A 13,771-nucleotide genomic window follows, 5' to 3' on the forward strand; every position below is an offset into this window, starting at 1 on the left:
CCTGAGACAACGAATTGCTTGAAATCTAGTTTAAATCTACCGGCCTTGTAAACTTGTAATTCGTTCTAAAGAAACTATAAATCGGTTCAGATGATTTTGAATGAACCACAGGAGTCGATACCGGCTTTTCTATATTTAATGATAAGGTTACATGATCATCATTCGGATAATTAGGATCATATATGTTAATGGATAGATTGTTTTCCTTCAAGTCATACCCATATGCAAGAACTTGATGATGTTTACTGATTTGAAAAGGATTAAGGGATTTTACTCTGACTAACCCAAGTGGTGTAAGCTTTCCGTTATCAAGATCATTTTTTATCCTTGGCCATTCCACTTTTATCATTCTCCACAACCTCCCGTGCGGCGCAAATCCAATTTTACTAACTATTGTTTCACGATCCGGGAGAAAAGGATTCATCAGTACCATATATTTCATAAGACCTAAGGGCAAATGAAAGCTTTCAATCTGCCGATTTACGATATATTCGAACAATGGACCAGAGGAAGGGGCTGTCGGATTGGAGGGGATCGGCATTTTTGCTTCAAAGTAATCCATGACAGTATAAATCATGCCGCCACAGAGACCATACGAAGCATCACCGATTGTAATCCGCCGACCCAGAACTACTTTCTTTAATGGAACTTGTGGAAAGCTGTTTCCAAATTTAAAAGCGGATGTGCTGGGCAGAAACCCTGTTATAGTTGACATAGTGACTTCCCCCTATTTCATCTGAACCTCTCGGTTAAAAAAAACCGAAGTTCTTAATTAGCTAGCTATATAAATTAATATATAAATACGAAAAGCCAATCATTCATTCAATGGCTGGCCCTCATTTAATAAGTATTATTTTCTAAATCCTATCAAAAACAGCTATACCTTCATTTTAATTAACCTAAACAAAAGATGCTGAGATATGTGAAAATGTTCACAAAAAATGTGGTAATCGCTTACAAAATCGTATATAATTATATTAAAATTACAAATTGAGAGGTGAAACAGCATGAAGGAGTATATTTTTCTACTAGAAGAACCGGTGGGCACTAGAGAAATCAAGATTTTAGCATCAGGAATGACGGATGCCTTCAAAAAGGCAAAGGAATTTCGAAAAAATATCGTCCAAGATACTAAATTAAAAGTCAATATGATCTTAAAAGGTATTAAATATACGGATTAACCTTTATATAAAAATATATTGAAAGGAAAAATCCTAAACTATATGTTCTTATTAAGATTAATAGCAGAAAAATAAAGGAGAACACATTTGCGAGTTAACGAAATGTGTTCTCCTTTAAATTTATATTTTTAGATACTGCGTTTCTTTACTGAGCAATGGTCATTGGATATTTGTATACGCAGTGAAGCTTTTCGTACCAACACAAAATAGGAAAGAAAAGCTAGAAAACTTGAACAAAAGATGATGACACCCATAGGAACGCCTTGTATACGCCCCTTCTATTCCCACAAGCCGGCTCACCGGTATTTATTCAGATATTATTTATATATTTCTTCGTTTTCATTTTATCGCTTGATACGATGTATTTTCTTTATGATTAAGTTTTTTTAAGACTTTTAAATAAACCCAAACTGCATTCATAAGTAATAAGGCACCCGTAATAAGAAGTACAGATCTGATTCCAAAATACGCTGCTATCTGTCCACCTAAAGTTGAACCTCCAAAGACCCCTAAATACCCCGCTGACATGGTAATGCCAAACACTCTACCCGTAAGGGAGTCAGGTGTAATTTTCTTAAGCAATGTATTTACCGAAGGCATTAGTCCTGCTGATGCCAATCCTAATATAAATCTTAACACCATTACCTCCCAGGGATTATTAACAAAGGCTTGCGGTATAAAAATTAATCCTGCCACAATAAGTGCAGCAAAGATGACTTTCTGTGCTCCAATTTTATCCGACAGTTCACCAAGTCGTGGGGCTGCAATGATACTTGCCAGTCCCGAAGCTGAGAAGGTCATTCCAGCTAATAAAGCAACATGACTAGAGTTCTTTGTTAATAGTGTGATATAAACTGTTATGATCGGTTCAATTGAATAAAGAGCGAAAGTTAATACAAAAAATGTGACAAACAACGTGATCGTTAACCTTTTTTCTGGAACCTGATTCCATATTTGCTTAATAGGAAGCACTTTTTTATCTTGGCGATGAAAGGATTCCTTTACAAATAAAGCAGTAGTAATAAATGAAATAACCAGCAAGGAACTTGTTATGAAAAATACATTTTGCAATCCAGTGCTCTCTACCAGATAACCGCCAATCAGCGGCCCTATCAAGGAACCTGCCGTACCTGCAGTTGATAGTGTACCTAAAGCAAATCCTGCATGTTCTTTATCTGTTTGGGTCGCGATCAAAGCTGTACAGGCTGAACCATAACCAGCAATCACACCTAGCAATAATCTTAATCCAATCAGTTCATAGACATTTTGTACAAACCCCATACATCCTATCACCATTCCCATACCGAGGCTTGCCCGCAGGAGCATCGGTTTTCGTCCGTATTTATCAGCTGCACTTCCCCAAATAGGGGAAAACACAGCAGAAATAATGAAAGTAGCCCCAAAAGCCAATCCTGAAAATTGAGCAATTAAAGCCGTATTATGAACGCCAAGATGCTTAATATAGAGTGGTAATACCGGTGCAATTTGGCTCATCCCGACACTGGACATAAACATTCCAAACCAGCATACCATTAAGTTCCTTTTCCAAATCGGCATGAATGTACCCTCTCCTTTCACCATTTGGAGTGACTACGTCATTAAAACCAATAAGCACCTCATTGGGATAAGAGGCGCTTGTTGGTTTAAAGCAATATTTTCTTAGGATGGATTGAGACAATCGATATCACTTTAATAGACCAATCCAAGTGTCAACAGTCTTTACATCTGCTTGGCGCGGAAATACCTTTTCGATAAGAACACGGTGAACAACAGCATCAACATCGAGACATGCATCCGAAAGCACCGTAATGGAAAAGTCTTTATCAGCCGCTTCCCTCAATGTTGATAAGACCACTCCACTTGTAGCAATACCGCAAAGAACAAGTGTGTCGATTTGCTGGGAACGAAGGATGACTTCAAGATTGCTGCCAGCGAATGCACTAACCCGATACTTCGTGACAACAGGTTCATTTGGTTTGGGTTGAACAGATTCGTGAATTTGTGTGGTTGAATCAGAGACGGTCATTCCGCCGTATTGAGAAATAGCGGAGAATACCTTATTTTGTAGGCTGACCTCTGGATATCCCTCGCTAAACCCCACTCGAACAAAAATAACGGGAAATCGTTTTGACGAGCGGCTTCAACAGCTTTTTGAAATGGATGAAGAACTGCTGTATTTTCTGCGAAACTGGATACAATACCATTTTGTAGATCCATTACTAACAATGCCGTTTTTTGATTTTGCATACCTTGTAAGTTCCTCCTTTTTGGATTAAAATGAAACGGAGACCTCTCCACTTAATCTTAAATGGAGACCTCTCCGGTTGTCAAGATATGTATTGATGTTTAGGATGTGATGGAATGGTTAATGACGAGAATACAACCCATACTCGGACTGAGCGACGTGATGCTGCCAGGAATCGACAGTTGATATTGAATACAGCCCAAAGGCTATTTGAGCAATATGGTGTTGAACAGGTAAGTATGAATCAAATTGCCTCTGAAGCACAAATTGGTCCGGGAACACTCTATCGCCGTTATCGAAACAAAGGTGAACTATGTCTGGATTTAATTAAAGACAGCATTGATCTATTTTTCGAGGAAATTGAGGAATATTTGAAGGAAAACCATACAGTTCCGCCCCAACAAAGATTAAAACAAATACTAAGCTTTTTTATTCGTTTCAGAGAAAAAAAGGCACAGCTGCTGACAGGAGTCGAGGAAACCAAGTCAACAAACCCACTTAAGTCCCGTGCCCAAAGCCCTTTATATGTTGAATTACATCAAATATTCGTCGAACTATTTGACGAAATGGCAGCAAATGAACAGATCCATTCGTACAGTGTCTTTAATGCTGATATGGTGCTCATGGCTTTAAGCAGCGATTCGTATTTTTTCCAAAAAGATGTACGTGGTTATTCACCTGAGGAAATTTTGGAACTGCTCTGTTCAACTTTTATTTCCAATTAATCGAAGTGTGGACCATGGGGACGGTTTATGTAGTCCAATATTTTTCAATGGAACCTAGAGAACCGTCACTGTGGATTATTTGATTATGAATGGTTTCACCGCTCATTTCGATTTTCTTTTTGAAACATTCGCAGAATATGCTAAATAAAGTGGGGGTCAGACCCCCATTACTTTAAAATATTAAACTACTAAAATAACCTCTATTTTTTAATAAATCAAAATTCTCGGTACCCCAGTATGGCCTGTTCGTTTACAAAGTCTTCATTTAAAATTCTCATTTCGCGAATATGTGCCCGAGATTTTTCATCACCCAAATAATATAGTAAGGAATAGATCAGCAAAATTCGTAGGTCGTATTCTTTATTTTGGGGCTGATGATGATATTCAAGATAAGGAATGTGGGCTCGGAAATAACTTTCCCAATCTGTTTCCTCGGTTTTATCAAACAGCCGTTCTAAGACAGCAACTTGACTTTCCGTTGCGTCAATCTTAAAATCCCATTCCACTCCATTAGGTTCACTAAAAATCTCGTGAGATTGAATGTTAATAAAATAGCTGTGTTTTGGTTCATCCATCAGATCATCTCCTATCCTTTTTGGATGTATACCACAACTCTGAAAGTCTGAAACGGTTATGAGTAATCTGTATTTCAAATTAACAATTTCATTTGGACTTTTCTACATGCTTTTTTTATTTGACAGGTCAATGTCTTTTCTCAATTGAATGAGATAAAATTGGTACAACAAAGGGATATCCAAGTCTTCATCGACATTTTAAAACACTTTAGTATGAAAAACCTCCAAAATTTTAATTTTTGGAGGTTTTTTGTATATGTTTAGTTTGTTGAGCTTTGTTCAGGTAATTTAAACTGTATCAATTGTGATGGTTATCTCAGTATCAAAATTACTGTTGCAGCGGATTTTCCCATCGATTTTCCCTTTTTTAACAATCTTAAAAACTTGTGTATCCTCAGGATGATACTCAACCAAATCTAGTGATTGTTCATTTTGGTAGAAGAAGCCTCGTTCGGGATATTTATTGAAATCGGAACGGACAAATTGGACAACGGTTCCTACTGGCACAGTATAGTGATTGTTTGCCACATTTATATTGCCATTCGAAGAAATATAAAATTCAATTTGGAGGGCACTGGGAATCTTAGGAACTCTATAAGGAATTAAAACTAAGCGTCCATTCTTAACTGTCCACCTGGAATACCTGTTCGCACTTTTCTGTATAAGTTTACCATCCTCAAAAAATATGTCTCCATTATATACCGGATCATTGCTCCTTACCAATTCAACTATTTTTCCTTTAAAGTTACCGATGATTGTATAATGTAAAAAGTCTCCGTTACCCGTCCAGGTGGAAAAAATTACGACATTTTGTTTAACTAGGTTTAAAAAGCCATAAGTAATCCGATATTCTTTAGGGTGTATTTTCGTTTCCTTATATTTTGTAACCCATTCTCCTGTATTCTCATCCTTTCTCTGTAAAAGAACCTCTTGAGGCGTTTGTACCACTCTTTCTGAACTATTCTCTCCACCTAGGTTTATATAGGTTATACCATCTTCTTGTTTTTCGTCCTTTATAGACTTATTAAATAGGAAACTATCCCAAAATTTTGATTTTTTTTGTCTATCCAATTCTACTATCCTCCTTAAAGCAGCAAAATATTGTGAAACAATAAATCCTATTCGAGAAAGGGACAATGGGTATCTATTACGTATAAAAAAGTGTATTACTCTGCTACTATTGTAATTGTAATCCCCTTATCTCTATGAGAGTCAGGAATGATCTTCCCTTCAACCTTTCCTTTTTTAACAATCTTAAAGGCTTGTGCCAGGTCAGGAAAATCCTCAATCAACTTAATCGATTGTTCATCTTCGTGAAAGTATCCTTGCCAGGGACTTTCATTTAAATCGGCTCGGATAAATTGAACGATTGTTCCTACTGGAACAATATAATGGATTTTTTCAACTTTTACACGTCCGTCTGGAAAAAGGTAATATTCAATCTGAAGCGCGCCGGGAATCTTTGGAATTTTATAGGGAATCAACATTAATCTGCCATCTTTGATGACCCATATGGAATACCTATTAGTACTTTTCTCTAGTAATTTGCCATCTTCAAAAAAGATGTCTCCCTTATAAACACCTCCAGTGTCAACCAATTCAACAATTTTTCCTTTCCTTCTACCGATGATTGTATAATCTAAATACCCACCGCTTCCCATCCAGGTAGAAAGAATCACTACATTTTGCTTAACTAGCTTAAAATAGCCAGAAGAAATCCGATAATCTTTAGGGGCTATTTTTGTTTTCTTATATTCGGTTACCCATTCACCTGTTTGATCATCCTTACTTTGCAAAATGATTTCATGTTCGGTTTGCACTACTCTAACTAACGTAGTCTCACTGCCGAGGTTAACATATTTTGCTCCATCTTCTTGTTCTTCATTTTTGAGAGACTTGTTAAATAGGAAACTAGACCAGAAACTTGGTTTTTTCTTATTATCCAAATCTATAAACCCCCTATATTTTATGAACAATATATCCTATTCAGGTATGAAGAAAGGGGAGTCAGTTATATTATAGAAATTAAGAAAAAAGGATCTGCCACGTAGCCAGATCCTTCGATTATTATTAATGAGCTGATGAAACGCTGTTTACATGCTTAATGGGTTTATAATTTAACCAGACAAATAGTACAGAGAATAGAACAAAAACGGCTCCAACCATGAACGGAACATGAGGATTTAAAACCTCTCCTAGTTTTGCAGTCATAGATGGTGCGATTGCAAATGTCCTTTTTATCCTATACTTCCAATCTTAGCTAATTTAGGGGATTTTATAAAGATGAATGTCTTTTTTCAATTGAATGAGAAAAGATTGGTACAACAAAGGGATATCCAAGTCTAAATCGACATCTTAAAACTCGTTAAAGCGCTCTTTTCTATACTCCGCCTCCTCTTCTTTAGTAAGCAATCTGGTTGCTTCTCCAACTGAACCTCCTTGAAGCTCCCAAATTTTATTATGGTCTGAAACAGCTTTACTAAAATCACCCACTTGCCATTTCTCTAAGATGCCTATGTATAGATCACTGTGATCTAAACCGTTCTGATCTCGTTTAACCGCATCAAGTAATTGATCAATTCTTTATTGAGTTGGTTCTAAATCACTCCATTTCTCCGAAGCATATACCTTAGAATGACTCATGGAATGGATCGCGTCTTGAACTTCATCTTCAGTCATACCTTCTGGAAATTCTGTTTCCACTTGCGTTTCAATTACTTCATCCGCTTCCGAAGCTTCATCAGTAGGGATCCATGTTTCAATGGCCTCCTTTTCTTCGTTTTTTTCAACGTGTTTAACCGCTTCTTTTGATCCTAGCAAACTAGTAGATACATAGTACCCAATGCCCAAGACTAGAGTGGCAATAACGATAACGATGGCACTTCTATATTTCCCCATAATACCCTTCATACCCTTCAATGTAGGTTTGACCTGATAACTGCACCAAATCTTTCCTTAACTTAGGTGTATCCACCATAACGTACACTTGATATTTAGGATTGTCCTTGTTTCTCATGCTGTGGTGAAAATCATGGCCAAGTTTCACTAACTCAACAAATAATGTCTTCTTGTAAATATTTTTAAGCCTCTTTTCCATATTGACTCTCACTCCATTTCATTGTTATCTAAGCAAATGTTCAATGACTAATGCAATTTTGTGATCGTATGGTTCAATCTCGTCAGCAAGTTGTAACAATCGTTTTTCATTATAGGAATTTCTTTCCTTTAGGTCATTCCCTCTTTTTAATTCCTCACCAATTATTTTCAAATGCTTAATTAATTCAGACATTTGGTCCTCGGATGGTTTTAATTGGTTGATAGTTTCCTGAAATTGGCCTCTTTTTCCAGCTGCTATTAAAAGCTCTTTAAAGGTATTTTTATTATTTTCATACTGCTCTCTACGGTGACCGTTAGCCCCAGACGGATGAGGGAAATTAAAAAGAATCAATTCATGCGCGATTTTCCCCTCGTCAACTAGATATCTAAGCACATCAGAGACTACCTTACCGGTAGGGATAATAACAGCATTTTTTACCTGATTAAGTTCTGGAACTAATAATTCATCGATCATTCTTAGGAAAATTTCTTGACTAAAAAGCTTTGGGCTGCTGCCACTATAATTTTCACCTTCAATAAACACAGGGTATCTCAGGACCGAAGTAGTATGTAATAAAGAATGCTCGTCATTAAATAGCTGTTCACAGCTATTAATTTTCAAAAATTTATGTAACTCGATCCCTTCGAGCATTTCAATAAGGTTTTTTCTCATAGTGGTCCCGCCAAAGCTAGCATGATTCTTAGCGTTAGAAATTAGGTGTTCATACTCCTCTTCATCAATATGGTGACGTACGTAATTAAATGCTAGCTCCATTTGAGTCCAACCAGGAGTAATTCCTAGAATGATGACTTTCGCATCTTTGTTTATGTATTCAAAAGGAGCCCAGTAAACCTCAACTTTTCCTTCCTTCGCATACAAAAACTCATCTGTTAGTAAATCCTCTTTCTGGTATAGCCCTTTTAAAGGCAGCTTTCTCAGGCTATTCTCATAATTATTAAAAAACATTTTTACTCCTCCTCAATAGTTTCGCGGTAAAGAGTTATTAGAGTGGGTTATCCACTTTGCTAAGTGTGAACTCAATACTAACGAATCGTTAATATCACAATAAACCATGGTACCAACGTTGTCAACAATATTTTCTATGTGTTATTATTAACTTAACAAATGGTAAGAAGGGGTTATACAAATGCCTAACTCGATCAATGAACGAATTAAAAATAGGCGGAAGGAATTAAATATGTCACAGGCTGAATTGGCAAATCAAGTGGGTCTTAAACCCCCAGCAATTAGCCAATATGAGTCTGGTGCAAGGCGGCCTTCCTTTGAAGTTTTGAGGAAATTATCCTTTGCCTTGAAGGTATCCACTGAATATTTACTTTCTGGTTTAACCAAAGAAAAAACGCAAGAGCCCCTTGAACATTCTGACCGGGTGATCCTTCGAATTGTGAATTCACTGTCGCAGCAGGATAAAGAAAAATTAGTTGAGTATGCTGCTTTTTTAGCAACGGGCAGAAAAGTAAAAATCGATACTCTTTTTGAAACACCCTCAGAATACGCTAAATATTATCTCGAAGAAAAATTAGATCATCGTTTACCTATAGATATCTACGGTTTTGCAAAAGAATTAGGTATAAAGGTATTTGAAGATAATTTAGACGAGGGTGAGGGAATTCTGATTCAAGTGGACCACCCGATCATCCTATTGGATCGGAAAATTACAATTGAGACTAGAAGAAAATTTACGTTAGCCGCGTTAATTGGACATTACATTCTCCCATGGCATTTAAAATCAAGCTATATTTCTAGAAAATACGATCATGAAGAGGTTAAGAAAAAGGATCGAGACGAATTGCTGTTTGGCCACTCCACCCTATTAGTCGAAGAAGTGGAAGGAATGGAAGCTAATCAATTTGCTTTCAGCATACTAATGCCTACAAACGAACTAACAACCGATTTTATTGAAAAAGATGCTACGATGGAAACATTAAAAGAACTTGCTGATAAAAAGTATAATGTGTCTTTGTTCGTACTTTTAAACAGATTAGTCGATTTTGCAAATGAAAAATATGCCGTTGTCCAGTCACAAAATTCTAAAATTATTAAAAGTTTTCCAGGGAGTCGTAATCTAGTTTCATTTGAAAAAGTGGACGATAGGAGTAAAGCAGCAAGTTTTTTTACGAACCCAAGCGTGAAGGAAGAGATTAGAGAGGGGGAAGTGCCGGCATCGTGCTGGTTTGTGGATGCCAAGGAAAATGAGACGGTTAATGAACAATCCGTATATAATCCTCGATTACGAAAAGTTTTGACTCTATTAACCATATTGTAATTGGCATTGATTTAAATGGGGCTATTTATAATAGCCCTATTTACTATAAATATTAAAGATTTAATCACACATTCACTAATAATTAAATAAGTTTGATTTTTGATACATCACTCTAGCACTACACGGATATTCAGCTTTTAATTTTGTGCAACTAACTAATGCATTTTCAATTAGTAATTATCCCCACCTACGGTATAGGAATATTATACCATGTTAATACAAAGCAAAAGAGTAGCAGTATTTACTTTTCTTCTTTCTAATTAATTCGGTTAAGGGAGGAACTTTTCTTCGGACAAAGCTCTCGAACAATATCAATTTATTACTAACAATGTAACTTTTTATCAGACTTCAACAAATTAATATTTGAGTCGTTTGGATATTTATTTAATAGTGTGTTAATGCACGTCCCTATTACTTGTAACGCCTTAGTATACTTATACAGTGCCAAAAAATTAATATGCAAACTTTTTTATTACCTGATCTAATGTGCTTCTAATATCCATTGCATCTTTCCTTGAAATGAAAGGTTTCTGAAAGTTATTACCATGTACCAAATTTCTCGATTCCCTTACTTTGTGCATAATATCCACTTCATCCTGAGTCAAAATCCTATTCAGTGAGGCTTTTATAATCATTTTATTTAAAGAGTTGTTTGGATAATCAGGCATATTCAATTTTGCAAAAAGCATCCCCTCAAACACTGCCCCACACATTAGTGCAAATGATAACCAAGCACCTTTTTCAAAGTTTTTATCGGCTTCTTCATAAAACAAGCCTACTCTCTTACGTAATTTTGCATCCTGAATCCAAGGGAATAATAAGCTATAATCTCTTATTCCATGATAATGAAGTACCACCTCAATATCTTCTATTGGTATATATTCAACTGCAATCACCAACTCGTTTTCTTTTATGCAATCTGGAGTAAATAAACCCGAAACAGGATTAAAATGTACGGAAAAATATTCAACTGAATACGCAGCCAATATTGGGATTTTCATATGTAATTCATATGTAATTGCATCCGAGTGCTGAAAACATTCGACATCTTGTTTCTTTACTTTAAACATTATTGATTTCATAAAAATACCCTCCACAACATGATATAACTCTAAAAAGTGGGAATAATCAATTTGTATTGGTGACCTCATTACAGCCTCTTTTAATTTTCTCAAAGGTTAAAATTGTAACTGATTAAAGGTAACATTTGAAAATTTAGAAATATGAGATGTTTCAAACCCAAATCTATGTGGATACTTTTTATTTACTTGTGTGTCATCTGACTAAATAGTTTTATAGCTTGCTTCCTTATTTTCATTATGATTATTATAATCACAAATGCCCTCAAATTGTGGAAGGCTTTATTATATATATCTTAATTATTATGGGTCAGTGATGGATTACTTCATAAAAAAAGGATTTGGACAAATAACATGTCCAAATCTTTATGTTTTTAAGGCATACCTACTAATGATGGTGTAGGGGCTTGAGATTGCGCTTGAGAATTTATGTGTTGTTTTAGGGCTTTGACAATTTGTCCAATACCTTTCCCACTTGAATAACCCCCAAATGTATTACTATCCCACTCTATGTCAATAGGTGTATCACCCATCATGAGAGGTTCACCATTATTTAACGTTCGTTTAATAAAGTCAATGAAATCATGTTGAGTAGGCACTCTCCCGTAACTTAATGGTGCATAAATTGTTGGGAATAGTTTCATCATAATTTGGAAGCCCATTGATTTAACTAAAACATGATCTTTTGAATCTTGCCATGCTCCCGTGAAACACTTAGACCAAGCAATGAAATAGTCGTTAAGAATTTCGGCTTTTCTATTAACGCTTAACTCTTTGCTTACCACATCAAATAAGTTATCTTTAATTAATTTATCGAATGTACTGTTTGTAACATAAATTTTTCGGGCTTTAGAAGGACGTTTAGCGTCAACAGTCTTAATCCGATCAAATAAAATAGACCATTGTGGCTGATTGGCACTCTTCTCATCCATTCCAAGATAAAGATTTGGATTATCCATATCAGAATTCAACATACCGATAATGCGTTTTGATTGTTCATCTTCGTCGGCGAAAATACCTGCCTCTTGTTCGATTGCTAGTGTGTGAACATTACTTGGTTTCTCTTGATATTTATTAATATTAATAAATACCCGATATATTTCTTTGCGAGGAAGATCGAGATAAACTGTTATTGGAACTTCAAAGGTAAAACGTTCGCCAGCAAATAGCCCCTCAAGTCTATGATGAGCGTCAATCAATGTTCCGAGGAAAAGTTCTTTTTCATTAATGATATAGCCTAGACTGTCTACTTCTGCAACCTCAACACGTTGTAGCATTTGTTTAAGGTTAATTTTGTAAACAAGCAAGTCTGGAAAATTATGAATAGTCCTAATAGAAACAATTTGATCTTCAGGTGAGTTTGGTTTACCTAGGCTAATAACTACTGAGTTGGGCTGAGAATATATAGCAGGATCTTCTGTTGCTAATTTCTTAATACTATTAATTTTAGGTAGCTTTAATGCACGTTGAACACCGTCAAGATTTTCATAATCACGAGGTAACCGTTTAATTAATGTAAAAGTAGCATCGACAGACATTTTACCTGTGTACATTGAAAAATTGTTTTCTTGGTCAATTTTTTGGAGAATCATTTCATAAAAATCTCCAAAACGATTAATTAATCCTTTTAGTAGCGTGATGTGTTCTGTTTTGGTTTTAGAATAATGTTTTTTGCTCATTAGTAATCCCTCGCTTTTATATATTTTTAAATTTTAAGAGAAATTCAATAGTAAATTCAAAAGATATTAACTATGGGCTTACTTTTACATTACTAAAACATTTAATTTGAAATCGAAGCGGTTGGATTTTTTTCGATTGCATTTTTTGCAGAGAATTTGTAAATTGCTAATCTCGTCTTTTCCCCCTTTACTTAAGGGGATTTTATGATCGACTTCAAATTCCCCGTTACGTGTGCAACAATGACGACATTTCATTTTATTCTCTTGCATCCTTAAGAATTTTTTCTTTATTTCAGGATTTCTGATACTACTAGTATTTAAATTGTAGTAGTCCCATGCAAAACGAGTAAAGTTCCTACTTAATGAGTAATTAAAAAAGGAAGACAAATGCTGCTCAAATAAATTTCTTCCTCCTACACTACAGCGCCAAATTTGTAGCTGCTTTTCGGAAGGTCGTAATTGTTCCAGTACAAGATATTGTATTTCCGGTAGAATTTGTGCCGCAATTTCTTCTTGATTAATTTGTATGTCATCAAGGAAATTTAGTTCGTTGGATAATTTCATAAAAAATTCCTCCCAAGAGTTTTTTTGAGGTACGTGATGTTTAATAATAATTATGTAATTTAATAATTTAATAGATTATTTGATATATTTAATTTATCAAGAAAAAATGAGATTGTCAACAATTTGATATAACCTCACAAAAAATGATATAAACATTTTTTCACTTTTCCTGAAAAAACACCAAACCTCAATAATGTGCGAAATTAATATAATAATAAAATTAAATGAATCAAAGGTAGAAAGTAAAAATCCTTCCAACAGTTAAAATGTACCCGATAGTGTAGACACTTATAAAAAAGTCTACCTATCGGGTACTTTTTTGTATAATTAAGAAAAAAT

Annotated in this window: 15 protein-coding genes and 1 pseudogene; 3 read left to right on the forward strand and 13 right to left on the reverse strand. The window is 35.3% G+C overall.

Annotation, left to right across the window (positions count from 1 at the left end; genetic code table 11):
• Nucleotides 1-25: 25 nt before the first annotated feature.
• Nucleotides 26-715, reverse strand: a complete 690-nt coding sequence (locus AB7942_RS26055; RefSeq protein WP_369449100.1) for a hypothetical protein — start codon at nt 713-715, stop codon at nt 26-28.
• Nucleotides 716-1,007: 292 nt separating this feature from the next.
• Here AB7942_RS26055 and AB7942_RS26060 point away from each other — a divergent pair, with 292 nt between their 5' ends.
• Nucleotides 1,008-1,181: a hypothetical protein gene (locus AB7942_RS26060; RefSeq protein WP_180247543.1), complete on the forward strand. Its 174-nt coding sequence runs from the start codon at nt 1,008-1,010 to the stop codon at nt 1,179-1,181.
• A 339-nt stretch (nt 1,182-1,520) separates the two neighbouring features.
• Here the strand turns inward: AB7942_RS26060 and AB7942_RS26065 are convergent, their stop codons facing one another.
• Both AB7942_RS26065 and AB7942_RS26070 read right to left on the reverse strand, forming a co-directional pair.
• On the reverse strand, nt 1,521-2,738 hold the full coding sequence (locus AB7942_RS26065; RefSeq protein ID WP_369449101.1) for a multidrug efflux MFS transporter: 1,218 nt from the start codon (nt 2,736-2,738) through the stop codon (nt 1,521-1,523).
• Nucleotides 2,739-2,865: 127 nt separating this feature from the next.
• Nucleotides 2,866-3,428, reverse strand: a pseudogene (locus AB7942_RS26070) (cysteine hydrolase family protein).
• A gap of 114 nt (nt 3,429-3,542) precedes the next feature.
• On the opposite strand from AB7942_RS26070, the gene AB7942_RS26075 reads away from it, so the two are divergent.
• Entirely contained in the window at nt 3,543-4,151 is a 609-nt protein-coding gene (locus AB7942_RS26075; protein WP_369449102.1) for a TetR/AcrR family transcriptional regulator, read from the forward strand.
• Between the two features lie 215 nt (nt 4,152-4,366).
• Here the strand turns inward: AB7942_RS26075 and AB7942_RS26080 are convergent, their stop codons facing one another.
• The 7 genes from AB7942_RS26080 to AB7942_RS26110 all read right to left on the reverse strand — a co-directional run bounded on the left by AB7942_RS26080 (nt 4,367) and on the right by AB7942_RS26110 (nt 8,789).
• Nucleotides 4,367-4,726 carry a hydrolase gene (locus tag AB7942_RS26080; RefSeq protein ID WP_369449103.1) on the reverse strand — a complete coding sequence of 120 codons (360 nt, stop codon included), beginning with the start codon at nt 4,724-4,726 and terminating at the stop codon, nt 4,367-4,369.
• 288 nt (nt 4,727-5,014) lie between these two features.
• A complete protein-coding gene (locus tag AB7942_RS26085) occupies nt 5,015-5,797 on the reverse strand; it encodes a hypothetical protein (protein WP_369449104.1) in 783 nt (260 codons plus the stop codon).
• 95 nt (nt 5,798-5,892) lie between these two features.
• Nucleotides 5,893-6,672 carry a hypothetical protein gene (locus AB7942_RS26090; protein ID WP_369449105.1) on the reverse strand — a complete coding sequence of 260 codons (780 nt, stop codon included), beginning with the start codon at nt 6,670-6,672 and terminating at the stop codon, nt 5,893-5,895.
• Between the two features lie 409 nt (nt 6,673-7,081).
• Nucleotides 7,082-7,306, reverse strand: coding sequence for a DUF6241 domain-containing protein (locus AB7942_RS26095; protein ID WP_369449114.1), 225 nt, complete (start codon nt 7,304-7,306; stop codon nt 7,082-7,084).
• A 3-nt stretch (nt 7,307-7,309) separates the two neighbouring features.
• The gene (locus AB7942_RS26100) at nt 7,310-7,624 is read right to left on the reverse strand and encodes a hypothetical protein (RefSeq protein WP_369449106.1); all 315 of its coding nucleotides are present in this window, start codon (nt 7,622-7,624) and stop codon (nt 7,310-7,312) included.
• Entirely contained in the window at nt 7,611-7,823 is a 213-nt protein-coding gene (locus tag AB7942_RS26105; protein WP_098933705.1) for a hypothetical protein, read from the reverse strand. The genes AB7942_RS26100 and AB7942_RS26105 overlap by 14 nt, the downstream gene beginning before the upstream one ends.
• Nucleotides 7,824-7,847: 24 nt before the next feature.
• Entirely contained in the window at nt 7,848-8,789 is a 942-nt protein-coding gene (locus AB7942_RS26110; RefSeq protein WP_369449107.1) for a hypothetical protein, read from the reverse strand.
• Between the two features lie 181 nt (nt 8,790-8,970).
• On the opposite strand from AB7942_RS26110, the gene AB7942_RS26115 reads away from it, so the two are divergent.
• A complete protein-coding gene (locus AB7942_RS26115) occupies nt 8,971-10,110 on the forward strand; it encodes a helix-turn-helix domain-containing protein (protein WP_369449108.1) in 1,140 nt (379 codons plus the stop codon).
• A gap of 452 nt (nt 10,111-10,562) precedes the next feature.
• Here AB7942_RS26115 and AB7942_RS26120 read toward each other — a convergent pair whose 3' ends face one another.
• The 3 genes from AB7942_RS26120 to AB7942_RS26130 all read right to left on the reverse strand — a co-directional run bounded on the left by AB7942_RS26120 (nt 10,563) and on the right by AB7942_RS26130 (nt 13,432).
• Entirely contained in the window at nt 10,563-11,192 is a 630-nt protein-coding gene (locus tag AB7942_RS26120; protein WP_369449109.1) for a DUF4145 domain-containing protein, read from the reverse strand.
• 371 nt (nt 11,193-11,563) lie between these two features.
• Entirely contained in the window at nt 11,564-12,868 is a 1,305-nt protein-coding gene (locus AB7942_RS26125) for a ParB N-terminal domain-containing protein (RefSeq protein ID WP_369449110.1), read from the reverse strand.
• 84 nt (nt 12,869-12,952) lie between these two features.
• The gene (locus AB7942_RS26130; RefSeq protein WP_369449111.1) at nt 12,953-13,432 is read right to left on the reverse strand and encodes an HNH endonuclease; all 480 of its coding nucleotides are present in this window, start codon (nt 13,430-13,432) and stop codon (nt 12,953-12,955) included.
• Between the last annotated feature and the right edge of the window lie 339 nt (nt 13,433-13,771).

The organism is Neobacillus sp. BF23-41, assembly GCF_041106275.1.